Consider the following 23,474-nt stretch of genomic DNA (forward strand, 5'->3'; position numbering starts at 1 on the left):
TCAGATATCCAGAAGCCCGCGAACAAGACTTTGCAGTTTACGGGTGACAGGCCCAACCGGCCAGTTCAGTCGCTCGAATGCGCGCACGGGCCAGATGCCATAGACGCTGTTGCAGAGGAACACTTCGTCCGCCTTCTGCAGATCGGACATCTGCAGGTCCAGCGCGCGAGCGGGCATGTTCGCCTGCTCGGCGACAGACAGCAGTTCGGCGCGCATGACGCCTGCCACGCCGCATCGCGTCAGGTCCGGCGTCAGCAACACACCGCCCTTGACCATGAACAGGTTGCTGTAGACCCCTTCTACGACTCGACCCGAAGTGTCACGCATCAATCCCTCGGCATGCTCGGCATCCTGCCACTCTCCGCGCGCGATGACCTGTTCGAGACGATTGAGGTGCTTGAGACCAGCCAGAAGCGGCTGCTCGGCAAGACGGGTCTTGCAGGGAAAGANCCTTGCAGAAAACGCCGAGGCGTCGTACCCGTCGCCGGCGCATAACCGCGCAAGCCATCGCCGCGAGTGACGATCAGCTTCATCACCCCTTCAGTCATCTGCAGTGCAAACGACCGACATTCGCTTTCGATCAGCTGCAGGTCCAGCGCGATCGCCAAGCGCCGGCCACCCAGCGCGAGGCGCTGAATATGACGCTCGAACAGCAATGGCCGGCCCGCCTTGACCAGGATGGTTTCAAACAGACCATCGCCGTAGGCCAGCCCCCGATCCTTTACAGACAGAGAGTCAGCCGGCGCACCGTCGATCCAGCTCAGGATCATTCGGCGAACCGACGGAATACCAGCGAGCCGTTGGTTCCGCCGAAACCGAAGGAGTTGGACACCACGACGTCGATCGGCATGTTGCGAGGCTCATGTGGAACGAAGTCCAGATCGCAGCCTTCGCCCGGCTCATCGAGGTTGATGGTCGGCGGCGCCACCTGGCCGTTGATCGCCAGAACGCTGAAGATGGCTTCGATCGCACCTGCCGCACCCAGCAAATGGCCGGTCATGGACTTGGTGGAACTGACGGCCAGCTTGTAGGCGTGCTCGCCGAAGACCGACTTGATCGCGTTGACTTCAGCCAGATCGCCCGCCGGTGTCGAGGTGCCGTGGGCATTGATGTACTGCACTTGATCCGGGGTGATTTTCGCATCGCGCAGCGCGTTGGTGATGCAGCGTGCCGCGCCTGCGCCGTCATCCGGTGGAGAGGTCATATGGAACGCGTCGCCGCTCATGCCGAAGCCGATGAGCTCGGCATAGATAGTCGCGCCGCGAGCCCTGGCGTGTTCCAGTTCTTCGAGGACCAGTGCGCCAGCGCCGTCGGACAGCACGAAACCATCACGACCCTTGTCCCAAGGACGGCTGGCCCGGGTCGGCTCGTCGTTGCGGGTCGACAATGCACGAGAAGCGCCAAAGCCGCCCATGCCCAGACCACAGGCCGCCATCTCAGCGCCACCGGCGATCATGACATCAGCTTCGTCGTAAGCGATGTTGCGAGCCGCCATGCCGATGCAATGCGTACTCGTGGTACATGCGGTAGCGATGGCGTAGTTCGGCCCCTGTGCGCCCAGATGGATCGACAGGAAACCGGAAATCATGTTGATGATCGAACCCGGTACGAAGAACGGGGAGATCTTGCCTGGCCCCTGCTCATGCAGGAGACGGCTGGTATTCTCGATATTGGTCAGACCGCCGATACCGGAACCCATGGCCACGCCGATGCGCTCGCGATTGGCGTCGGTGATTTCAATGCCGGCATTGCGTACAGCCTGAAAGCTGGCCGCCAGACCGTACTGAATGAAGAGATCGAGACGGCGTGCCTCTTTGGGCGACAGGTAGTCTTCGACCTTGAATCCCTTGACTGAACCGCCAAAGCGGGTCGAGTAAGTCGAAAGGTCCGTGTGCTCGATAAGGCCAATGCCACTCTGGCCAGCCAGAATGCCTTGCCAGGTACTGGGCACATCGTTGCCCAATGGCGTCAGCATACCCATACCGGTGACCACGACGCGTCTACGCGACACAGGACTCTCCTTTTTCTTCTAGTGACGAAACGCTGCCCTGTTTAAAGAAAAAACCGCACGCCTGAGGCAGTGCGGTTTTTCCAGGACAGCGAGCAACGATTACAAAATCTTACGCCTGGTGGGCAGTAACGTAATCGATAGCAGCTTGAACAGTGGTGATCTTCTCGGCTTCTTCGTCAGGGATTTCGGTCTCGAATTCCTCTTCCAGAGCCATCACCAGCTCAACGGTGTCAAGGGAGTCGGCACCCAGGTCTTCAACGAAAGAAGCGGTGTTGACCACTTCCTCAGATTTGACGCCAAGTTGTTCAGCAACGATTTTCTTGACGCGCTCTTCGATGGTGCTCATACCGTGTTTTAACTCCTAGTGGACAAATTCAGGCAGCTGGCCGATGGGTAAGTGTATAGAAGAGGTTTTGCGCTTTTCAAGCTAAACGCAATTCCCGCTACGCCCATCGCCCTCGACCCATTAATAGATTTCAGCTTTATAACGGATTTTAGACAGCCCGTATGACATTTTTTCGATACGGGAAGTCACATGTACATGCCGCCGTTAACGGGGATTGTAGCCCCGGTAACGTAGCCTGCACCTTCCGAGGCAAGAAAAGCGACCACATGCGCAATCTCTTCAGCCTGCCCCAGTCGGCCCAGAGGAATCTGGGCCGTCAGGGAATCACGTTGTGCCTCTGGCAACTCGCGGGTCATATCGGTATCGATAAACCCTGGAGTGACCGAATTCACGGTCACTGCCCGCGAGCCGACTTCACGCGCCAGCGCGCGACTGAAACCTTCCAGACCCGCTTTCGCGGCGGCGTAGTTTACTTGACCTGCGTTGCCCATGGCACCCACCACGGAGCCGATGCTGATGATGCGCCCCCAACGGGCCTTGGTCATGCCGCGCAAAACGCCCTTGGACAGGCGATACAGACTGTTCAGGTTGGTATTGATGACGTCATGCCATTCGTCATCCTTCATGCGCATCATCAGATTGTCACGGGTGATACCGGCGTTGTTGACCAGAATCAACGGCGCGCCAACACGCTCCTGGATCTGAGCCAGCACGGCACTGACCGACTCGTCACTGCCGACGTCCAGTGCAATACCGAAGCCTTCGACGCCGTTTTCCTTGAAATAGGCGGTGATCTTTTCGGCACCGGATTCTGTCGTTGCGGTGCCCACCACAGTGGCGCCGTTACGACCCAATTCCAGGGCGATCGCCCGACCAATGCCACGGCTCGCACCGGTGACCAGTGCAACTTTACCCTGACTCATGCAGGTTCTCCTTATCAGGCCAGCGCCGCGAGAGTGGCGGCGAAGGCATCCGGGGTATTGAGGTTGTGGGTGTTCACGCCATCGGCGCAACGTTTGTTCAGACCCGCCAGTACTTTGCCTGGACCGCACTCGACCAGTTGCAGCGCGCCATTGGCGGCCAGCGCCTGGATCGACTCGACCCAGCGGACCGGCTTGTACAGCTGTTGAAGCAGATCGGTTTTCAGCGTGTCCAGATCCGAAACCACACTGGCGCTGACGTTCTGCACCAGCGGGATCTGCGGTGCCTGCCAGTCGATGGCGGCAATGGACTCGGCGAAACGCTCGGCGGCAGGACGCATCAGCTCACAGTGGGACGGCACGCTGACCGGCAGCGGCAGGGCGCGCTTTGCACCCTTGGCCTTGCAGACCTCCATGGCACGTTCGACAGCGGCCTTGGCACCGGCGATCACGACCTGGCCCGGCGAGTTGAAATTCACGGCGCTGACGACCTCACCCTGAGCGGCTTCTGCACAGGCGGCGATGACGTCGGCATCGTCCAGCCCGAGAATCGCAGCCATGCCGCCCTGCCCTGCTGGCACGGCCTCTTGCATGAGCTGACCGCGACGTTCGACCAGCTTGACCGCGTCGGCAAGGGACAGACTGCCAGCGGCGACCAGCGCGCTGTATTCACCCAGGCTATGACCGGCGACGAAGGCCGGACGCACACCACCTTCGGCCAGCCACAGACGCCACAAGGCGATCGACGCGGCCAGAATCGCAGGTTGGGTTTTGTCGGTCTGGTTGAGGTTTTCTTCAGGACCTTGCTGGATCAGAGCCCAGAGGTCATAGCCCAGAGCATCTGAGGCTTCTTTGAACGTGTCCAGGATCAGTGGGTACTGCGCGCCCAGCTCGGCCAGCATGCCGAGGGACTGCGAGCCTTGACCCGGAAAGACGAATGCGACGGAAGCAGACATTGACAAGCCCCTGATTATTGTCGTCGAAAAAACGTCCGGCTATGCCGAACGCGATGAAATTCAAAGTGTTGCAACTGGTGATTGGGATGACCAAGCAGTCACGAGGGTCACATTCTAGCTCAAGACACCTCAGAGCAGCTCTTCCAGACGGCCGTGAAGGCGCTCTGGCAGATTCTCCTGTATTTCGATCAGCGCACGCTGGATCGCGCTCTGAAAGCCTTGCGCACCCGCGGAGCCATGGCTCTTTACCACAATGCCCTGCAAACCGAGAAAGCTTGCGCCGTTGTGGCGCGCAGGCGCCAGGTCGGCCTTGAGACGCTTGAGCAGCGGCATCGCCACGGCACCAACGGCTCTGGACAGCACATTTTGACGAAACAATGTTTCGATTCGCTCGCCGATCATCGTTGCAAGACCTTCACTGGACTTGAGCAGGATGTTCCCGACAAATCCGTCGCAGACCACCACATCCGCCTCGCCACGATACAGGCCGTCACCTTCGACGAAACCAATGTAGTTAAGCCCAGGTGCGGCTTGCAGCAAACTGGACGCCAGTTTGACCTGCTGATTGCCCTTGATGTCTTCAGTGCCGACATTGAGCAGCGCGACTTTTGGTCGCGTCACGCCCAGCGCTTCGGCAGCTACCGACCCCATCACCGCGAACTGATAGAGGTTTTGCGCACTGCAATCGACGTTCGCCCCCAGATCCAGCAACTGACAATAGCCGCGCTGAGTGGGAATCGCTGCCACCATCGCCGGACGATCAATGCCGGGCAATGTCTTGAGCACGAATCGCGAGAGCGCCATCAGCGCGCCGGTATTACCGGCACTCACGCATGCTTGCGCAGCGCCATCCGCAACGAGCCGCAATGCCACGCGCATCGACGAATCCGGCTTGCCCCGCAAGGCAAGGGAGGGACGGTCATCCATGGTGATGACTTCACTGGCATTGGCGACGAGCAGGCGTGAACGATCGACACCAGAGTGGCGTGCGATGAGCTCTTCAAGAAGGGAGGCTTGACCGACAAGGGTCAGATGGAGCGAGGGAGTAGCAAGCAGGCAGGCGATGCTGGCCTGAACAATGCTGCGGGGACCGAAGTCCCCGCCCATTGCGTCGATCGCGATGACCGGAGCGGACAAGAAATTACTCGTCAGCGCCCTTGTCGATCACTTTACGGCCACGGTATACGCCTTCTGGCGATACGTGGTGACGCAGGTGAACTTCACCTGTGGTTTTTTCTACAGACAGAGTGCTAGCCTCGAGAGCGTCGTGCGAACGGCGCATGTCACGGGCAGAGCGGGATTTTTTGTTCTGCTGAACAGCCATAATTGATTAACTCCTAAACGTTTGGGTCACGCTTTAACTGCGCCAATACACTGAACGGGTTGGACCGCGTTACCTCGTCCACGCTCGGCTCGGGCTCATCGAGGCCCGCCGGCTGCTGGCATTCTTTCGGATCATGAGTTGGCACAATGGGCAAGGCGAGCAGAAGCTCATCCTCGATCAACGCCAGCAGATCCAATGGATCTTCGCCGAGTTCCAGCACGTCATAGCCTTTCGGCAACGACTGGGTGTTTGCACCCTCTTTCACCACGGCGTAACTGCATTCGCTGTGGATCGGCAGGGTGACCAGCTCAAGACAACGCTGGCAAACCATTTTGACTTCGACGTCGATTTCGCTGTGGATAACCACGGCGCGTTGCTCGTCTCGTTCAAAAACGAATTTCGCCTGCACTGTACCGAGATTGTCAGCAAGCGGGTCGCAGAGTCTCTCCAAATCAGCCAGCAGCATCTCTCCCTGAAGAGTAGTGCCACGATCAGCTAATTTGCGCGGGTCAACGTGAGGTGGAATCGGGTCATTCAACATAGGCGCAGCATTCTAGGGACGAGGTTCCCGACTGTCAAAGGAAATTCAGGACTGTTCGCAACCTGACCCTCTGATTACACTCGACTTTCATGTTTTGGAGAACCCCATGCTGCCTCTGCTCCTTGCTTCCAGCTCGCCTTATCGTCGGGAATTGCTCGAACGCCTGCGTCTGCCGTTCGTCTGCGCGTCACCGGACATCGACGAAAGCCATCGTCCCGGCGAATCAGCCACCGCACTTGTGAAACGGCTGGCGCAAGAAAAAGCCATTGCGCTGGCGACTCGCTTTCCTGACCATCTGATCATCGGCTCGGATCAGGTTGCCGTTCTGGGCGAACAGATTCTCGGCAAGCCTCACACGTTCGAACGCGCAATGGAGCAACTGGGCGCCAGCAGTGGCAAGAGCGTCAGTTTCCTCACCGGGCTTGCCCTGTACAACAGCCGAACAGGGCAATGCCAGGTCGACTGCGTTCCTTTCACGGTGCACATGCGCGCTTTGGACGATGAGCGTATCAGTCGCTACCTTCGCGCCGAACAACCCTACGACTGCGCAGGCAGCTTCAAGGCCGAGGGATTGGGGGTCAGCCTCTTTCGGTCGACTGAAGGCCCGGACGCCACCAGCCTGATCGGCCTGCCTTTAATAAGGCTTGTGGACATGCTCACGACGGAAGGCGTTCAAATCCCCTGACCTTTGCCCCATCCTATAAAAAACCCGACCAATGGCCGGGTTCTCTTTGACTCAGCGAGCCTTTAACGCAACGACGGGCCTTTGAAACCTGCCCACATGGCGATCTGCTCTGCGACGCTGGAGCCCAGCTTCTTGGAGAAACGATCGAACGGCGACTCCTGAACGGTGTAGTCGACCATTTCCTTCTCGCCGATCACATCACGCGCAACGTAGCTGGCACTGCCCAGACCATCCACCAAACCCAGAGCCACTGCCTGCTCGCCGGTCCAGACAAGACCAGAGAACAGCTCCGGATGATCCTTGTCTTTCAGGCGGTCACCGCGCCCGGCCTTCACGCTGGCGATGAACTGCTTGTGGGTCGTATCCAGCACCCCCTGCCAGAATGCGGTCTCATCCGGCTTTGGCGGCTGGAACGGGTCGAGAAATGCCTTGTGCTCACCCGAGGTGTACGTGCGGCGATCCACGCCCAGCTTCTCCATGGTGCCAACAAAGCCGAAACCGGCCGCAGTCACACCAATGGAGCCCACCAGGCTCGCCTTGTCGGCATAGATCTCATCTGCAGCACTGGCAATGTAATACGCGCCGGAAGCACCCAGATCAGTGATCACGGCGTACACCTTGATATCCGGCTTCTGCGCGCGCAGACGACGAATTTCGTCATAGATGTAACCCGACTGCACTGGACTGCCGCCCGGACTGTTGATGTGCAGAATGACGCCCTTGGTCTTCTCATCCTCGAACGCGGCACGCAGGCTGCCAACAATATTGTCAGCGCTCGCGGCCTCGGTATCGGCAATCATGCCTTTTACCTCGATCAGCGCCGTGTGGCTCGATTTGCGAGAAGCGCCCTTCTCGAAATCCATCAACGGCGAGAAGATCGCCAACGCCACGAACAGGTAAATAAACGTCAGGGATTTGAAGAAGATTCCCCAACGGCGGGAGCGACGCTGCTCCTGCACGCTCGCCAGCAGGGTCTTTTCCAGCAGCTTCCAGCTTTTTGCATCGGCCTTGCTATCGCCGTCTTCACGCTGCGAAGACGGTGCTTTCCATTCGTCCGACATAGATCAATTACCCCAACAACGAAGATTCGGCAGTCCGCGTACCCAGCCAGGTACGCAATTCGGAAAAATGATTGATCGCCAGCCGCGGTTCGAACTGAAGCAGGGAATCCAGCGCCTGTGCGCCGTAGCCGACCGCTACGGAGTCCATGCCGGCGTTGCGCGCCATCTGCAGATCGAATGACGCATCCCCCACCATCAGCGCCTTCTCTGGCTGCACGCCACAATGTTCCAGGATTTCGTTGAGCATCAGCGGATCCGGCTTGCTCGCCGTTTCGTCCGCTGCGCGGGTGGCATCGAAGTATTCGAGCCAGCCATGAGCCTTGAGCACCCGATCCAGGCCTCGCCGTGCCTTGCCGGTGGCGACCGCCATCCGATAGCCCTCGGCACGAAACGCCTCCAGCGACTCGCGAACGCCATCGAAGAGCCTCGATGGTTCGACATCCATCGCCATATAGCTATCAGCGTAATGTTGACGAAAATCGATGAGGTCGTTGGCGGTAATGTCGGGATACAGCGTCCGGATCGCCTCCGGCAAGCCCAGGCCGATGATGCCCTTGATTGCGAGCTCGTCGCGCACCGGCCGGCCCGCAAGGCCTGCTGCGGTGCGCATCGCTTCGACGATACGACCAATGGAGTCGGACAGCGTGCCATCCCAATCGAAAATCAGCAGTTCGTAATCACGGCGCACTCAGCAATCGCTCCACGGTCTTGGCCCACATCTCATCGACAGGCGCCTCAAGCTTCAGCTCGCCGCCATCGGGCAGCGGCACGGTCAGGGCATAAGCATGCAGGAACAGACGCTTGCCGCCCAGATCGCGAATCTCGCGGGTGAAGTCTTCGTCACCGTACTTGCTGTCACCGGCGATGCAGTGCCCGGCATGCAAAGCGTGCACGCGGATCTGGTGAGTACGACCGGTAATCGGCCTGGCCTCGACCATCGTTGCGAAATCACCGAAGCGGCGCAGCACCTTGAACAGGGTCAGCGCCTCCTTGCCTTCATCGTTCACTTCGACCATGCGCTCGCCGGAGCGCAGGTTGCTTTTGAGCAACGGAGCACGGACCTGCTTCTGCGATGTCGCCCAGTGGCCACGAACCAGCGCCATATAGCGCTTGTCGACGCCGTCGCCGCGCAACTGCTCATGCAGGTGGCGCAACATGCTGCGTTTCTTCGCGATCATCAGCAGGCCGGAAGTGTCCCGATCCAGACGGTGAACCAGTTCGAGCTCCTTGGCGTCGGGACGCAACTGACGAAAGGCTTCGATGACACCGAAACTCAGGCCGCTGCCGCCATGAACCGCGATGCCGGCCGGCTTGTTGAGGACAATCAGCCCTTTGTCTTCATGGACAATGGCCGCTTCCAGGCGCTGCAACAATCCCTGTGCAACCGGCACGGGTTCGTCACGTTCAGGCACCCGAACGGGCGGAACGCGCACGATGTCGCCCGCCTGAAGCTTGTACTCCGGCTTGATCCGCCCCTTGTTCACTCGCACTTCGCCTTTGCGCAAAATGCGGTAAATCAAGGTCTTGGGAACGCCCTTGAGGTACGTGATCAGAAAATTATCGATGCGTTGACCGGCAAGTTCCGGCGCAACCTCTACCAGCTGAACGCCGGGGGTTGGGGGGGTGATATTCGTCATGGCGCAAATCATAACAATTTTTTATGGATTTGAAGCACTTAATGATTGCTGCTATAGTCGCGAACGCCGCCAAAAGCGGCCTGGACAGCGGACAAACGGTATGACAGCCGGCCCTGCCCAACGCAATTCACGAGGGCGCGAGGCCGTCCTACGGGGCTTTCGGTGACAACGGAAGGTCAGCAAGCGTAACGAGCGCAGGTGACATGAGGCCTGAAACAAGCCCGATCGCAGAGTGAGTCACTCGCCTTCGAGGCCCATTTTCACGGCCAGTTCACAAAGTGCAGTCGCTGGCAGACGTTTCGGGCGAATGCTTCGGAAACCACGCCTTAATTTGAGCCATGACGCGTGAACTTCCCATCGAAGATCGCGTAAATGCAAACCCGCTGCGGATTCAGCGCGCGGCAGCACCCGAATTATCAGGGATACGTGTGGGGTGGAGACGCACAACCGTCGGACTGTGTAGCACAAGGCTTTATTCAAGACGCTTCATATCGTCCGCTACCGATGGTTGATTCCTCCTCCTGACCAAGCTTTTGCTGACAGGGTGTCATTTGTCACCACAGCAAGCAGGAAACGTCGTCGCGACTACGGCCCCGCTGGCCGGATATCGCTAGACACTGGAGTGTCCAAGCACTCCTGACGCGCCCTGACACCGACCGTGAGAAGTCGTGTGTGCCGAACGCCGTTTCCGGCAGCCCGGAAACCGACGGTACTACATGAAAAGAATGCTGATTAACGCAACTCAACCCGAAGAGTTGCGTGTTGCGCTGGTAGACGGCCAGCGCCTATACGACCTGGACATCGAATCCGGGGCCCGCGAACAGAAGAAGGCCAACATCTACAAAGGCCGGATCACGCGTATCGAGCCGAGTCTGGAAGCGGCATTCGTCGACTTCGGCTCCGAGCGTCACGGCTTCCTGCCGCTGAAAGAAATCTCCCGCGAATACTTCAAGAAGTCGCCTGAAGGCCGCGTCAATATCAAGGACGTCCTGAGCGAAGGCCAGGAAGTCATCGTTCAGGTCGAGAAAGAAGAACGTGGCAACAAGGGCGCTGCCCTGACCACCTTCATCAGTCTGGCCGGTCGTTACCTGGTGCTGATGCCTAACAACCCGCGTGCGGGCGGTATTTCCCGTCGCATCGAAGGCGAAGAGCGCAACGAACTGCGCGAAGCGCTGAACGGCCTGATCGCCCCGGCCGACATGGGCCTGATCGTGCGCACTGCCGGCCTTGGCCGCAGCAGCGAAGAAATGCAGTGGGACCTCGACTACCTGCTGCAACTGTGGACCGCCATCAAGGAAGCGTCCCTGGATCGCGCCGCACCGTTCCTGATCTATCAGGAAAGCAACGTCATCATCCGCGCCATCCGCGACTACCTGCGCCAGGACATCGGTGAAGTCCTGATCGACAGCGTCGAAGCCCAGGAAGAAGCACTGACCTTCATCCGTCAGGTGATGCCGCAGTACGCCAGCAAGATCAAGCTCTACGAAGACAGCGTTCCGCTGTTCAACCGTTTCCAGATCGAAAGCCAGATCGAAACCGCCTTCCAGCGCGTCGTCGAACTGCCTTCCGGCGGCTCCATCGTCATCGACCCGACTGAAGCCCTGGTGTCCATCGACATCAATTCGGCGCGCGCCACCAAAGGCAGCGACATCGAAGAAACCGCCCTGCAGACCAACCTTGAAGCGGCTGAGGAAATCGCCCGTCAACTGCGTCTGCGCGACATTGGCGGTCTGATCGTCATCGACTTCATCGACATGACGCCGGCCAAGAACCAGCGCGCCGTGGAAGAGAAAGTCCGCGAGAGCCTCGAAGCTGACCGCGCCCGCGTCCAGGTCGGTCGCATCTCGCGCTTCGGCCTGCTGGAAATGTCCCGTCAGCGCCTGCGCCCATCGCTGGGCGAAAGCAGCGGCATCGTCTGCCCTCGCTGCAACGGCACCGGGATCATCCGTGACGTCGAATCGCTGTCCCTGGCAATCCTGCGCCTGATCGAAGAAGAAGCCCTGAAAGACCGCACTGCCGAAGTTCGCGCTCAGGTGCCGATCCCGGTCGCCGCGTTCCTGCTCAACGAAAAACGCAATTCGATCACCAAGATCGAACTGCGCACGCGTGCCCGCATCATCATTCTGCCGAACGATCACCTCGAAACGCCGCACTTCGAAGTTCAGCGTCTGCGCGATGACAGTCCGGAAGCCCACAGCCTGCAGTCCAGCTATGAAATCGCCGCTGCCGCTGCCGAAGTGGAAGAAGTACAGCCCGCTGCCGCGACCCGCACCCTCGTTCGCCAGGAAGCAGCGGTCAAGACCGCGCCCGCCCGCGCCAACGCGCCGGTCCCGACCGAAGCCGCAGCACCGGTCGCTCCAGCGCCAGTCGCTCATGAGCCAAGCCTGTTCAAAGGCCTGGTGAAGTCGCTGGTCAGCCTGTTCGCCACCAAGGAAGAGCCTGTTGCGCCGGCCGCCGTGGTCGAGAAGCCGGTTGCCGAGCGCCCTGCACGCAACGAAGAGCGCCGCAACGGTCGCCAGCAAAGCCGCAGCCGTAACGGTCGCCGCGATGAAGAGCGCAAGCCGCGTGAAGAACGCGCCCCTCGTGCCGAGCGTGAAGAACGCGCGCCACGCGAAGAACGTGCGCCCCGTGAAGAACGTGCACCTCGTGAAGAGCGCACACCGCGCGAACCACGTGAAGCCCGTGAAGACAGCGCGCCACGTGAAGAACGCGCGCCACGCGCTCCGCGTGAGGAGCGTACTCCACGCGCCCCGCGTGAAGACCGCAAGCCGCGTGAAGAGCGCGTGCGTGAACTGCGCGAACCGCTGGACGCCGCTCCTGCCGTCAACGTGCCACGTGAAGAACGCCCTGAGCGCGCACCGCGTGAAGAGCGTGCCCCACGTCCACCGCGTGAAGAGCGTCAGCCACGTGCCGAGCAGGCCCCCGCTGCAGCCGAAGACGAAACACTGCTGAACAGCACTGAAGAGCAGCAGGATGACAACCAGGAACACGCCGAAGGCGATCGTCCTCGTCGTCGCTCCCGCGGCCAGCGTCGTCGCAGCAATCGTCGTGAGCGTCAGCGTGATGCCAATGGCGATTTGATCGAAGGCTCGGAAGGCAGCGAAGACGCTTCGGAACAGGCTGAAGCCGGTCACGAAGGCGTTCGCAAGGAAGGCAACACTGCCGATATCGCTGCAGGTCTGGCGGTCACAGCAGCCGTCGCCGAAAGCGCGATCAGCGCCCCCGCCGAAGCCGACGCCCATCGCCAGGCTGAACGCGCCACCGCAGCTGTCGAAGCGCCAGCGGTGCACGCGGCACCGGTCGAGAAGACCGAAGCAGCCGCTGTGGAAGCACCGGTTGTAGAAACCGCCGCTGCCCCGGTCAAGCGCTCGGTCATGCCGGAAGTCGAAGTCGCACAGTTCGATGCCAGCCTGAGCCCGTTCGAGCGTCAGGTGAAGGCCGCCGCTGAGGCTGATCAATCCGAAGCACCTGCCGTGGTTCAAGCACCCGTCGTTGAGACTCCGGCGCCATCGCCAGCGGTCGAAGCGCCGGTTGCCGCCCCTGTCGAAGCGCCGAAAGCCGCTGACCCAGTGGTCGAGAAGCCGGTTGTTGCCGAGCCTGTAGTGGCAGCGCCAGCCGAACTGGCCGCACCGGAAATCGTCGCAGCCCCGGCTGCCGCTGCCGCTGAACCTGCTCCAGCACCAGCACCAGCACCAGCACCAGTTGCTGCCGAGAAACCAGCACTGCCGATGGCCAGCACAGGCCGCGCACCGAACGATCCTCGTGAAGTTCGCCGTCGTCGTCTGGAAGCCGAGCGCCTGCAGAAACAGGCTGAAAGTGCCTCACCACAGGCCAACGCTGTCGCTGAACAGGCGCCCGCAGCGCAAGCCGCCACCACCCCGGCACCGGCCACTGACGACCACGTCAAACCGGTCAAGGAAGTCGTGACCGCGCACGGCGAAGAACTGGAAGAAAGCAAAGAGCACAAGCCTTCGTAATCTTCCGTGAATGAAAAAGCCCCACCTGTGTGAGCAGGTGGGGCTTTTTTATGGACGCTTTTTAGGATGCTGGGTTAGACGAGAGCCAATAGCGCTCTATTTGAAAACCAACGCCGAAGGCACGTCCACATCCCACAGCACGCCCGCATCATCGACGGCCAGCTCCTTGACCGCAGCCCCCTGAAACAACCGCTTTGCCCCCTTCTCCCCCGCCAACGTCATCAGCGACGGACCGAACCCACGCCCGAAACCCACCGGATGGCCATACCGGCCTTGGTGCACAGGTACGCTGATCGCATCAGATGCAATCGAGTCAGCTACGCATTTGAGGGTGTCCGAATGAATGAAAGGCATATCGCCGAGAACGACCAGCCAGCCGCGATGATCGGGTTCTGCCGACACTGCTGCCGCGATGCTGTCCCCCATCCCCGGGGAGTCCAGCACCACCACCTCGCAACCGAAACGCAAACCGAGCTCTGCGACACTGGAGTACTCGGGACGGGTGAGCAACACGATCTTGTCGACAACCGCGCTCACGCTGACCAACACATGCTCAAGCACAGCGCGTTCGACGCCATCACGCCCTGCGCATTGCGCCAGGAGCTTGTTGCGGTGAGCGCCGGCGATGTGCCTATAGCGACTCCCTTGCCCGGCAGCAAGGACGATGGCGCACAGGGTCTCAGTCATGCTCGTCCTCTGATCTGGAATATGTCTGACGCCGTAAATGCAAAGGCCAAGCCAGAAGGCTTGCCCGACCTCAGTAGAGATTAGGCTCCATTTCCAGCGAGACGCCGAAGCGTTGGAGAATATCGCCCTGAATCCGCCGCGCCAGATTCACAAGTTCGACCCCGCTGGCCGAGCCGTAGTTGACCAGCACCAATGACTGCAAAGCATGAACGCCAGCGTCGCCTTCACGAAATCCCTTCCAGCCGGCCTGCTCGATGAGCCAGCCTGCTGCGAGTTTCATCTGGCCGTCAGGTTGCGGATAAGCCACCAGTCCCGGATGCGTCTGCTTGATCCGTTCGGCGAGAGCAGCCGACACGACGGGATTCTTGAAGAAGCTCCCCGCGTTGCCCAGGACGGCAGGATCCGGCAGTTTTTCGCTGCGAATCGCACAGATAGCGCGGCTGACATTCAGCGGCGTGGGCGATTTGATCCCCTGCTCTTCCAGCTTCTGTCGAACCGGGCCGTACTCCAGATGCAGCGTCGCCGCGAAGCTCAGGTTGAAACGTACCCGCAGGATCAACCAGCGCCCGGTTTCGTGCTTGAACACACTGTCCCGGTAACCGAATGCGCACTCTTCGAGCGAAAACGCTCGCAACTCGCCGGTGTGCCGATCAAGGGCCACCAGGCTGTTGAAGATATCCTTGAGCTCGACGCCATAGGCCCCGATGTTCTGCATCGGCGCGGCGCCTACAGTGCCAGGAATCAGGCTGAGGTTCTCAAGCCCCGACAAGCCCCTTGCCAGCATTTCTTGCACGAACGGATGCCAGGGCTCGCCCGCCTCCGCCTCGACCACCGCAGCGCCGCAGTCTTCGTGAATAATACGAATCCCGCGACTGGCCATGCGCAAGACCAGCGCATGGATATCCCCGGTCAGCAGCAGGTTACTGCCGCCCCCGACCACCAGCAGCTCAAGCTTGTGCTCTGCCGCATAGGCCAATGCCTCGCGGACCTCCTGGTCTGTGTGCGCTTGCGCGAAGAACCGGGCGCGAACGTCGACACCAAAGGTGTTGTACGGCTTGAGCGACACATTGGATTGAATCTGCAGGCTCATGATTGAACCTGCCGCAACGGCGTCTGTACGCAGCGACCCATGTTTCTCACTTCTCCAGCAAGCGCCGGACGCGCTCCAGGTCTTCGGCGGTGTCGACGCCGGCTGGCGGTGCTTCCAGCGCATCGGCGACGTGAATCCGCACGCCATGCCACAGGGCACGCAACTGCTCGAGGTTTTCGGTGTTTTCCAGCCAGCACGGACCCCAACTGACGAAGTCATGCAGGAAACCGGCGCGGTAGGCGTAAATCCCGATATGGCGGCGGTATGGCACACCTTCAGGCAACTCGTCGCGAGTCTTCGCCAACGCGTCTCGCGCCCAGGGCAGCGGTGCGCGGCTGAAGGTCAGCGCCAGACCGTTGATATCCGAGCAGACCTTGACCACGTTCGGGTTGAACAGCGCGGTCACGTCATCGATAGGCTCGGCGAGGGTCGACATGCGCGCCTCGGGATGCGCCGCGAGGTTGTCCGCCACCTGGTCGATCACGGCTGGAGGAATCATCGGCTCATCGCCCTGCACGTTGACCACGATGGCGTCGTTGGCCAGTCCCAGCAGCGATGCCACTTGCGCCAGGCGGTCGGTGCCGGAGTTGTGATCGGCGCGGGTCATCAGCACCTCGGCGCCGAACGCCTGACAGGCTTCGACGATCCGCTGATCGTCCGTGGCGACGACCACACGCTCGGCGCTGCTTTTACGCGCCTGTTCCCAGACGTGCTGGATCATGGGTTTGCCGGCGATGGTTTTCAGTGGCTTGCCGGGAAAACGGCTGGAACCGAAACGCGCCGGAATGACAACGGTAAACGCTGCGGTCATTTGTCCAGACGCTCGTCAGTGGTCAAGGTGCGCGCTTCGCTTTCCAGCATCACCGGGATGCCATCGCGGATCGGGTAGGCAAGGCCTGCACCTTTGCTGATCAGCTCGGTTTTGTCGGCGCTGAGCTTGAGCGGTCCCTTGCAGATCGGGCAAGCGAGGATGTCGAGCAATTTGGTGTCCATAAGAAATCCTGAGCGAGTCATGGCAAAAGCCGGGTTAACTGCGAATCGAACCAACTGACGAAGGCCGCCGAAGGCACAGCTTCGACGGCCAGATACCACCAGTCGGGGGCCGCGAAGGGAGTGCATTTCACGGCGTCTTTTTCGGTCATGACCAACGGCAGCCGTGGCGTGAACGCCAAAGCCTCTGCGCTGAACACGGCATGATCGGCGAACGCATGTGGAACAGGCCGCCAGTGTAGTCCTTCGAGGGTGTTGAAGAAACGTTGCGGGTTACCGATGCCGGCCACCGCATGCAGCGCCTGGCCGGCCGGGAAGTAATCCACAGGCTGGCGCTCTGCACTCAGCAGATTGACCAGCGCGCTGGGCTGCAAGGTGAAGGCGTAGCCGTCGTCGCGCTCTTCGCTGGCGCCGTTGTACAGCAAGGCATCGACGCTCTGCAGGCGCTCCACGGGTTCGCGCAGGGGGCCGGCGGGCAGGCAACGGCGATTGCCCAGACCACGAACGGCGTCAATCAACACCAGCTCCAGGTCTCGGGCGAGTCGATAGTGCTGCAGGCCGTCGTCGGAAAGGATCAGGTCGAGCGGCTCTTGCGCCAGCAAGGCGCGCACCGCTTGCGAGCGATCCGGGTCGATCATCAGTGGCACGCCGGTGCGCTTGACGATCAACAGCGGTTCGTCCCCTGCCAGATCGGCGCTCTGCTGCGACGTCACGCGCCAAGGCAGGCTTGGGGGTTTGGCGCCATAGCCGCGACTGACCACGCCCACCTTCAGACCGCGACGGCGGCAGTGGTCGATCATCCACAGGATCAAGGGGGTTTTGCCAGTGCCGCCGACCGTAATGTTACCCACCACGATAACCGGCACCGGGGCTTTGTAGATGTCGCCCTGCCCGGCCACGAAACGCGCGCGCTTGCCATTGACCACGCGGCGGTACAAGGCTTCCAGCGGGCGCAACAGCGTCAGTGCCGGATGGCCCTTGTACCAGGCGTCGAGCAGGCGATCGGTCAGTGCCATCAGTTAGCGGATCCGGCCTCGACGGTGGTCATGCGCAGGTGAGCGAAGCCCAGTTTTCCCGCTGCATCCATGGCCGTGATCACAGCCTGATGCGGGGTCTTGCCATCGGCACTGATGGACAGCGGCAGGCTGGTATCACCGCCCGATTCCTTTTGCAGGGCATCGATCAGCGTGTCCAGCTTGCTGTCGGCCAGCAGCGTGTTGTTCACCGAATACACGCCATCGGCGTTGATGGTGATGTCGACGTGCTTCTTGTCCACATCATCGGCCGAAGCACCGGTCACGGCCTGGGGCAGGTCCACGCGCAGCTGGGTTTCACGGGTGAAGGTGGTGGTCACGACGAAGAACAGCAGCAGAATGAACACCACGTCGATCAGCGACACCAGATTGATGTCGATGGTCTCCCGGGGTTTGCGGCGACGGAACTTCACTTCTTGCGACCCTCGCCACGGGCGGCGGCCTTGAGGTCAGGCTTGGCATCAGTCAGATCGACGTCACGGTCGCCCTGCACCACTTCCACGAGTTTGATGGCTTCTTGTTCCATGCCGACCACCAGCTCGTCGACGCGGTTCTGCAGATAGCGGTGGAAGAAGATGGCCGGGATCGCGACCGTCAGGCCCGAGGCGGTACAGATCAGCGCCTTGGCAATACCGCCCGCCAGCATGCCGGCGTTACCGGTCATGCCGGTGCTGGTGAAGGAACTGAAGATGTCGATCATGCCCAGCACGGTCCCGAGCAGGCCCAGCAGCGGAGCCATGGCGGCGATGGTCCCGAGGGTGGCCAGATAGCGTTCGAGTTCATGGATGACGCGGGCGGCGGCTTCTTCGATGCATTCTTTCATGATCTCGCGACCATGGCGGGAGTTGGCCAGACCGGCTGCGAGGATTTCACCCAGCGGCGAGTCGGCGCGCAGTTCCTTGAGCTTGTCGCTGCTCAGTTGTTTGTCCTGAATCCAGCGCCACACCTGACCGAGCAGATGCGGTGGCGTGATACGGCTGGCGCGCAAGGTCCACAGGCGCTCGATGATGATCCCGACGGCGGCGATGGAACTCAAAATGATCGGTAGCATCATCCAGCCACCAGATTTGACCAGCTCCCACACAGCGACCACCCCCTGAAAAAAAGTGGCGCCACTCTAACATAGGGTCGCAGCCTCGCCGAACCCGGCGATGAATAACCGCCCATTTCACTCACGCCAGAAGCGTCGAATCCTGCGCTCGGCCGCTACGCCGGTAAACGTTCCTAATTGCAGGGTGATGGCACCGGACTCGGCGCTGTCATGAATTTCATAGCCCAGCCAGCGGTAGCGCGACATCACCAGCGGATGCGGATGGCCGAATGCATTGTTGCGCCCGCGCGATACAAGCACCCCTCGTGGCGACACGGCACGTAGAAACAACGATGAGGAAGAGCTTCGACTGCCGTGATGAGGCGCTTGCAGCCAATCGGCGCGCACATCGAACCCCTGGGCCAGCATGGCTCGCTCGGCAGGTACGTCGATGTCACCGGTCAGCAGCAAGCGTTCGCCATTCGCTTCGACCGCCAGCACGCAAGATGCCTGATTTCCCTCGGCAGCTTGTTCCCAGATCCAGGTGGAAAACTTCACCTCATCCCACCTCCATGTTTCACCATTCACGCAGGACTCTACGGACAACTCGGCAGGCATGCGTCCGACGTCGCCTCCCAGCAGCCTGCTGACCGGCAGCGCTCGATGAATGGCCGGCGCGCCACCGGCATGATCGGCGTCGGCGTGACTGAGCAGCATCAGGTCCAGATGCCTGACGCCTGCTCGACGCAGCGCTGGCAGAACCACGCGCTCGCCGATGTCAAACTCGCCAAAGCGGGGCCCAGCGTCATACAGCAGGGCGTGCTCACGGGTGCGCAGGAGGATCGCCAGCCCCTGGCCGACATCCAGTTGCATGACTTCGACCTGTCCTGCAGGAATACTTTTCTGGGCGGGGAAGACACACAGCAACAACAGCGGCCAGCCCAACGGGCGCAGGGGAATGCCGTTGGGCAGCAATAACAGCAGCGCGCCGAGCAGGCTCACCGGCCAGACCCACAGGGGTACGGCAGGCCCCGTCCATGCCGGCGCGGTCTCGGCCATCAGCGCAAGGAAGCGAAACAGCCAGTCCATGGAGCCACCTGCCAGCCACAGCAGGCTTTCGCCGATGGTCGGGATCACCAGAAACACCGTGCCGCATAACGCCAACGGCAGGATGAAAACGCTGACCCAGGGCACCGCAACGAGGTTGACCAGCGGACCGCTGAGGCTGACCGGCAGGTTCAGCGCCAGCAATACCGGCAACAGCCCGAGTGCGATCAGCCACTGGGCGCGTGACCAGCTTTGCAGCCAGCTCCAGGCGCCCAGACGCCCGCCGAAAATCAGAATCAGGATCGCCACCGCCGCGAACGACAACCAGAACCCCGGACGCAGCGTAATCAGAGGTTCGGCGAGCAATACCAGGTTCAGGGCGATCAACAGCGCCCACGTCATCCCCAAATGGCGGAAGCGCAGCCGCCAAAGCAGCACCAGCCCCAACATCACACAAGCGCGCTGCACCGGGACTTCGAACCCCGCAAGAAACCCGTAGGCCAGTGCTCCCGTGAATGCGAGCCCACAGGCCGAAGGCAACCAGGGCAGCCAGCGCGGCCAGATCCCCAGGCGGGCCAACCCGGCCACGGCGCCATAGAGCAACCCTGCCAACAAACCGATGTGAGTGCCTGAAATCACCAGCAGATGCACGGTTCCAGTGTCTTGCAGCACTTGCCAGTCAGCCGGGCTCAAGCCCGAATCATCGCCGAGCACAAAAGCCGCCAGCCCGCCCTGCCTGCCTTGCGCGTCCACGGCCAACAATCGCTCACGAATCTCCTCGCGCCAGGGAGAGACAGACGGCCTGAGCAACTGGCCGTCCACCACGGTCCCCGTCGCGCCGAGGCGTTGAGCCAGCAACCAGGCTTGATAGTCGAAGGCCCCTGGGTTGGCCAAGCCACCGGGACGCTTGAGTTTCACCGCCAACCGCCAGTGCTCGCCGCTCCGAACGTCAGGGCCGCCATACCAGGCGATGCGGATCCGCTCAGGCAACTGCGTGCGCCGCGACAGCGGCTTTTCGATCTGAAAACGCACGACGCCGTCGACCCTGTTCGGCAGCCCCGCCACCTTGCCTTCCAGCCATAGCGTCTGGCCATCGAGGCGTTCCGGCAGGCGGTCGTCGAGCGCCGATTTGGCCGAAACGCACGCCCAGGTCAACCCGAACAGGAAAAACGCGATGGGGAAAGTACGAAATGGCAGCAGCATCAGTGCCACCGCCGGCATGACCGCCATCAACCAGACCGGCGGCAGAGCCGGTAAAAAACGCAGGACGAGCAGTCCCAGTGCAAGCGCCAGCATCCCTGTGCGCATAAGGCTTTCCCTGTCGGTGGATGAAACTCACCCTCATGACTTAGCGCACTGCCCACGGCCTGCATTTATTAATTGTCACAATGTCTGAATTTCCATCCTTCAGTATCCATGCATACTTGCCCGAATTTCCCCGCCAACCCCCCGGATTCCCTGAATGCCACGCCACCTGATCAAGCGGTACATGCCCGATCCGAAGAGCATCCGGGAACACAAATCCTTACGCTTTCTCGGGACGTTGCTGCATGACCCGAACCTTTGGCATCTGAATCGCCACTCGGTGGCGCGTGCGATGGGTATCGGTTTGTTCGCGGCACTGATGCCCATGCCGTTGCAGATGTTGCTGGCGGCTGTGCTGGCGGTCTGGGTGCGAGCGAACATGCCCATTGCCGTTAGCCTGTGCTGGCTGACCAATCCGCTGACCATGCCGCCGGTGTTCTACTGCACCTACAAGATCGGCGCGCTCTTGATGGGCTTGCCGCCACGCAGTTTTCCGCATGAGTTGAGTTGGGACTGGATAAGCGGGCAGCTGTCGACGCTGTGGCAACCGTTTTTGCTGGGTTCGCTGGTGGCGGGGGTGGTGCTGGGCGTTCTGGGGTATTTCGGGACGATGGCGTACTGGCGGTGGTGGGTGGGGCGGCAGTGGCGGCGGCGTAAGGCGAAGCGGGGATAACGGACTCTTGTAGCAGTCCGGCTTGCCGGCGGTAGCGATTTCAATGGCGCCACCGCCGGCAAGCCGTGCTGCTACAAGGGCAGCATTACTGCCGCATGCCGCGCCCGCTCACCAGCAACCGCGCACAGCCCAGGTACAGGACGATGGTCGCCACGACCATGAACGCCAGGGCGATGCTGATCTTGATGTCCGACACGCCGAGAATCCCGAAGCGGAAGGCGTTGACCATGTGCAGCACCGGGTTGGCCAGAGACACCGTCTGCCAGAACGGCGGCAGCAGGTTGATCGAGTAGAACACCCCGCCCAGATACGTCAACGGCGTCAGCACGAAGGTCGGGATGATCGAGATGTCATCGAAGTTGCGCGCAAACACCGCGTTGATGAAGCCCAACAGCGAGAAGATCGTCGCGGTCAGCAGCACCACGACAATGGTCACGCCCAGGTGGTGCACTTGCAGGTCGGTGAAAAACATCGACAGGATCGTGACGATGACACCCACCGCCAGACCGCGCAGTACGCCGCCGATGGTGTAGCCGATCAGGATGGTGTGCGGTGAAACCGGCGACACCATCAACTCTTCCACCGACCGCTGGAACTTGGCACCAAAAAAGCTGGAGACCACGTTGCCATACGAGTTGGTGATCACCGACATCATGATCAGCCCCGGCACGATGTACTGCATGTAGGTGAAGCCACCCATGTCGCCGATCTGGCGGCCGATCAGGTTACCGAAGATCACGAAATACAGAACCATGGTGATCGCCGGTGGCAGCAGCGTCTGCGGCCAGATGCGCATGAAACGGCGTACTTCACGGTAAACGATGGTGTTCAGGGCAATCAGGTTGGGACGCAGCTCCGAACTCATACCGCCACCTTCGACAGATTTTTTTCTACCAGACCCACGAACAGCTCCTCGAGGCGATTGGTTTTATTGCGCAGGCTCAGGACCTGAACGTTCTGCAAGGCCAGTTGACCGAACAGCGAGGTGATGCCGATGGTCTTGTCGACCTGCACTTCCAGCGTGTGGTTATCCACCAGCCGTGTCGGATAGCCCGTCAGTTGCGGCGCGACCTGCATCGGGTCTTTGAGGTCGAGCAGGAAGGTCTCGACGTGCAGGGTGTTCAGCAGCGTCTTCATCCCGGTGTTTTCGATGATCGTGCCGTGGTCGATGATGCCGATGTTGCGGCACAGCTGTTCAGCCTCTTCCAGATAATGGGTGGTGAGGATGATGGTGATGCCTTTCTCGTTCAGCTCGGTGAGGAACGTCCACATCGAACGACGCAGTTCGATATCCACGCCCGCCGTCGGTTCGTCGAGGATCAGCAGGCGCGGTTCGTGAATCAGCGCGCGGGCGATCATCAGACGACGCTTCATGCCGCCGGAAAGCGAACGCGAAGGCACGCTGCGCTTGTCCCACAACCCCAACTGGGTCAGGTACTGCTCGGCGCGCTCCTTGGCGACTTTCAGCGGAATGCCGTAGTAACCGGCCTGGGTCACGACGATGTCGAAGGTCTTTTCGAACTGGTTGAAGTTGAATTCCTGCGGCACCACGCCGATCGAGCGCTTGAGCTGCGCCGGATTGCGATCCAGGTCGTGGCCGAAGATGTTCACCGTCCCGCTGGTCTTGTTGACCAGGGTCGAGATAATCCCGATGGTGGTGGATTTGCCGGCACCGTTGGGGCCGAGCAATGCGAAGAAATCGCCCTCGGCGACGTCCAGATCGATACCCTTGAGGGCCTGGAAACCGTTGCCGTAGGTCTTGGTTAGCTGCCGGATGGACAGAGCTGAACTCATGACTGAAAACACACCAATAAAAGGAAAGGGAAAGATTCGAAGAATACAAAAAAAATGCGCGCCCCCCGAATATTCGGCAGTCAGGAAAACGCTATCGCCGACACAATCGGTTGCAATCCCGACGCGACGACCAATGTTGCTTGGCCCGGCCGCGCAAGTACAGCGAAGTCTATCGATAGTACTTATTAATCTGACACTGTGAGCGCCGAGATGCTACCGGAGCATAAGCGGCTATTCGAGCCACAACTTCACGCGCATCGGCCAGCGCTCGAACTCCCATGACGGTGTGGGGTCACTATCGATGCGCGGGCCAGAGCCGTTGCCCGCGCGCTCGATGGCGCACACTTTCGCCATCCTCATGGAGGG

General features: G+C 60.7%; 25 protein-coding genes and 1 pseudogene. 3 read left to right on the plus strand and 23 right to left on the minus strand.

The genetic code is table 11. The features are described 5' to 3' along the window. The 9 genes and pseudogenes from D3M70_RS33355 to D3M70_RS18470 form a co-directional block, all read right to left on the minus strand. Positions 1 to 449 (minus strand): aminotransferase class IV (locus D3M70_RS33355; protein WP_256659910.1); only part of this gene is annotated, 449 nt, incomplete at its 5' end. A gap of 1 nt (position 450) precedes the next feature. Next, a pseudogene (locus tag D3M70_RS33360) lies at positions 451 to 767 on the minus strand (aminotransferase class IV); the annotation flags it as partial. Continuing rightward, complete coding sequence (gene fabF / locus D3M70_RS18440; RefSeq protein WP_120127136.1) at positions 767 to 2,011, minus strand: beta-ketoacyl-ACP synthase II; 1,245 nt, start codon at positions 2,009 to 2,011, stop codon at positions 767 to 769. The gene fabF and the pseudogene D3M70_RS33360, both read right to left, overlap by 1 nt. A gap of 109 nt (positions 2,012 to 2,120) precedes the next feature. Beyond that, positions 2,121 to 2,357 carry an acyl carrier protein gene (gene acpP / locus D3M70_RS18445; RefSeq protein WP_087265500.1) on the minus strand — a complete coding sequence of 79 codons (237 nt, stop codon included), beginning with the start codon at positions 2,355 to 2,357 and terminating at the stop codon, positions 2,121 to 2,123. A gap of 185 nt (positions 2,358 to 2,542) precedes the next feature. Further along, positions 2,543 to 3,280 carry a 3-oxoacyl-ACP reductase FabG gene (gene fabG, locus D3M70_RS18450; RefSeq protein WP_120127137.1) on the minus strand — a complete coding sequence of 246 codons (738 nt, stop codon included), beginning with the start codon at positions 3,278 to 3,280 and terminating at the stop codon, positions 2,543 to 2,545. A 14-nt stretch (positions 3,281 to 3,294) separates the two neighbouring features. Beyond that, positions 3,295 to 4,233, minus strand: coding sequence for an ACP S-malonyltransferase (gene fabD, locus D3M70_RS18455; RefSeq protein ID WP_120127138.1), 939 nt, complete (start codon positions 4,231 to 4,233; stop codon positions 3,295 to 3,297). A gap of 129 nt (positions 4,234 to 4,362) precedes the next feature. Further along, the gene (plsX, locus tag D3M70_RS18460) at positions 4,363 to 5,370 is read right to left on the minus strand and encodes a phosphate acyltransferase PlsX (protein WP_120127139.1); all 1,008 of its coding nucleotides are present in this window, start codon (positions 5,368 to 5,370) and stop codon (positions 4,363 to 4,365) included. A 4-nt stretch (positions 5,371 to 5,374) separates the two neighbouring features. Then, positions 5,375 to 5,557 carry a 50S ribosomal protein L32 gene (gene rpmF, locus D3M70_RS18465; protein WP_003179396.1) on the minus strand — a complete coding sequence of 61 codons (183 nt, stop codon included), beginning with the start codon at positions 5,555 to 5,557 and terminating at the stop codon, positions 5,375 to 5,377. Positions 5,558 to 5,570: 13 nt separating this feature from the next. Next, positions 5,571 to 6,098 (minus strand): YceD family protein, encoded by a 528-nt coding sequence (locus D3M70_RS18470; RefSeq protein ID WP_120127140.1) that lies wholly within the window; start codon positions 6,096 to 6,098, stop codon positions 5,571 to 5,573. Between the two features lie 106 nt (positions 6,099 to 6,204). Between D3M70_RS18470 and D3M70_RS18475 the strand changes: the two genes are divergently transcribed. Continuing rightward, positions 6,205 to 6,783 carry a nucleoside triphosphate pyrophosphatase gene (locus tag D3M70_RS18475; protein ID WP_165869840.1) on the plus strand — a complete coding sequence of 193 codons (579 nt, stop codon included), beginning with the start codon at positions 6,205 to 6,207 and terminating at the stop codon, positions 6,781 to 6,783. Between the two features lie 62 nt (positions 6,784 to 6,845). Here the strand turns inward: D3M70_RS18475 and sppA are convergent, their stop codons facing one another. Genes sppA through rluC form a run of 3 tightly spaced genes read right to left on the minus strand, consistent with a single transcriptional unit; the run spans position 6,846 to position 9,481 of the window. Continuing rightward, positions 6,846 to 7,844 carry a signal peptide peptidase SppA gene (sppA, locus tag D3M70_RS18480; protein ID WP_120127142.1) on the minus strand — a complete coding sequence of 333 codons (999 nt, stop codon included), beginning with the start codon at positions 7,842 to 7,844 and terminating at the stop codon, positions 6,846 to 6,848. A 7-nt stretch (positions 7,845 to 7,851) separates the two neighbouring features. Continuing rightward, positions 7,852 to 8,532 (minus strand): HAD-IA family hydrolase, encoded by a 681-nt coding sequence (locus D3M70_RS18485; RefSeq protein WP_120127143.1) that lies wholly within the window; start codon positions 8,530 to 8,532, stop codon positions 7,852 to 7,854. Next, positions 8,522 to 9,481 carry a 23S rRNA pseudouridine(955/2504/2580) synthase RluC gene (gene rluC / locus D3M70_RS18490; RefSeq protein ID WP_120127144.1) on the minus strand — a complete coding sequence of 320 codons (960 nt, stop codon included), beginning with the start codon at positions 9,479 to 9,481 and terminating at the stop codon, positions 8,522 to 8,524. Before rluC ends, D3M70_RS18485 begins: the two co-directional genes overlap by 11 nt. Positions 9,482 to 10,197: 716 nt before the next feature. On the opposite strand from rluC, the gene rne reads away from it, so the two are divergent. Continuing rightward, positions 10,198 to 13,458 (plus strand): ribonuclease E, encoded by a 3,261-nt coding sequence (gene rne, locus D3M70_RS18495; protein ID WP_165869841.1) that lies wholly within the window; start codon positions 10,198 to 10,200, stop codon positions 13,456 to 13,458. Between the two features lie 96 nt (positions 13,459 to 13,554). Here rne and D3M70_RS18500 read toward each other — a convergent pair whose 3' ends face one another. The 8 genes from D3M70_RS18500 to D3M70_RS18535 all read right to left on the minus strand — a co-directional run bounded on the left by D3M70_RS18500 (position 13,555) and on the right by D3M70_RS18535 (position 20,644). Beyond that, positions 13,555 to 14,145, minus strand: a complete 591-nt coding sequence (locus D3M70_RS18500) for an NTP transferase domain-containing protein (protein ID WP_120127146.1) — start codon at positions 14,143 to 14,145, stop codon at positions 13,555 to 13,557. Positions 14,146 to 14,215: 70 nt separating this feature from the next. Continuing rightward, a complete protein-coding gene (gene murB / locus D3M70_RS18505; protein WP_120127147.1) occupies positions 14,216 to 15,235 on the minus strand; it encodes a UDP-N-acetylmuramate dehydrogenase in 1,020 nt (339 codons plus the stop codon). A gap of 46 nt (positions 15,236 to 15,281) precedes the next feature. Continuing rightward, positions 15,282 to 16,046, minus strand: a complete 765-nt coding sequence (gene kdsB / locus D3M70_RS18510; protein WP_120127148.1) for a 3-deoxy-manno-octulosonate cytidylyltransferase — start codon at positions 16,044 to 16,046, stop codon at positions 15,282 to 15,284. Further along, on the minus strand, positions 16,043 to 16,228 hold the full coding sequence (locus D3M70_RS18515) for a Trm112 family protein (RefSeq protein ID WP_003174668.1): 186 nt from the start codon (positions 16,226 to 16,228) through the stop codon (positions 16,043 to 16,045). Before D3M70_RS18515 ends, kdsB begins: the two co-directional genes overlap by 4 nt. Positions 16,229 to 16,245: 17 nt before the next feature. After that, the gene (gene lpxK, locus D3M70_RS18520) at positions 16,246 to 17,241 is read right to left on the minus strand and encodes a tetraacyldisaccharide 4'-kinase (protein WP_120127149.1); all 996 of its coding nucleotides are present in this window, start codon (positions 17,239 to 17,241) and stop codon (positions 16,246 to 16,248) included. After that, on the minus strand, positions 17,241 to 17,672 hold the full coding sequence (locus tag D3M70_RS18525) for a biopolymer transporter ExbD (RefSeq protein WP_120127150.1): 432 nt from the start codon (positions 17,670 to 17,672) through the stop codon (positions 17,241 to 17,243). Before D3M70_RS18525 ends, lpxK begins: the two co-directional genes overlap by 1 nt. Then, positions 17,669 to 18,343 carry a MotA/TolQ/ExbB proton channel family protein gene (locus D3M70_RS18530; protein ID WP_120127151.1) on the minus strand — a complete coding sequence of 225 codons (675 nt, stop codon included), beginning with the start codon at positions 18,341 to 18,343 and terminating at the stop codon, positions 17,669 to 17,671. The genes D3M70_RS18525 and D3M70_RS18530 overlap by 4 nt, the downstream gene beginning before the upstream one ends. 84 nt (positions 18,344 to 18,427) lie before the next feature. Continuing rightward, positions 18,428 to 20,644 carry a DNA internalization-related competence protein ComEC/Rec2 gene (locus tag D3M70_RS18535; protein WP_120127152.1) on the minus strand — a complete coding sequence of 739 codons (2,217 nt, stop codon included), beginning with the start codon at positions 20,642 to 20,644 and terminating at the stop codon, positions 18,428 to 18,430. Between the two features lie 154 nt (positions 20,645 to 20,798). Between D3M70_RS18535 and D3M70_RS18540 the strand changes: the two genes are divergently transcribed. Further along, complete coding sequence (locus tag D3M70_RS18540) at positions 20,799 to 21,314, plus strand: DUF2062 domain-containing protein (RefSeq protein ID WP_120127153.1); 516 nt, start codon at positions 20,799 to 20,801, stop codon at positions 21,312 to 21,314. 85 nt (positions 21,315 to 21,399) lie between these two features. On the opposite strand, the gene D3M70_RS18545 is transcribed toward D3M70_RS18540, so the two are convergent. The 3 genes from D3M70_RS18545 to D3M70_RS33365 form a co-directional block, all read right to left on the minus strand. Beyond that, positions 21,400 to 22,179 carry an ABC transporter permease gene (locus D3M70_RS18545; protein ID WP_120127154.1) on the minus strand — a complete coding sequence of 260 codons (780 nt, stop codon included), beginning with the start codon at positions 22,177 to 22,179 and terminating at the stop codon, positions 21,400 to 21,402. Beyond that, positions 22,176 to 23,108 (minus strand): ABC transporter ATP-binding protein, encoded by a 933-nt coding sequence (locus D3M70_RS18550; protein ID WP_120127155.1) that lies wholly within the window; start codon positions 23,106 to 23,108, stop codon positions 22,176 to 22,178. Before D3M70_RS18550 ends, D3M70_RS18545 begins: the two co-directional genes overlap by 4 nt. Positions 23,109 to 23,339: 231 nt before the next feature. Next, on the minus strand, positions 23,340 to 23,468 hold the full coding sequence (locus tag D3M70_RS33365) for a hypothetical protein (RefSeq protein WP_256659914.1): 129 nt from the start codon (positions 23,466 to 23,468) through the stop codon (positions 23,340 to 23,342). Positions 23,469 to 23,474: the final 6 nt, after the last annotated feature.

It is taken from the genome of Pseudomonas sp. LS-2 (assembly GCF_003605735.1).
Lineage (GTDB): Bacteria > Pseudomonadota > Gammaproteobacteria > Pseudomonadales > Pseudomonadaceae > Aquipseudomonas.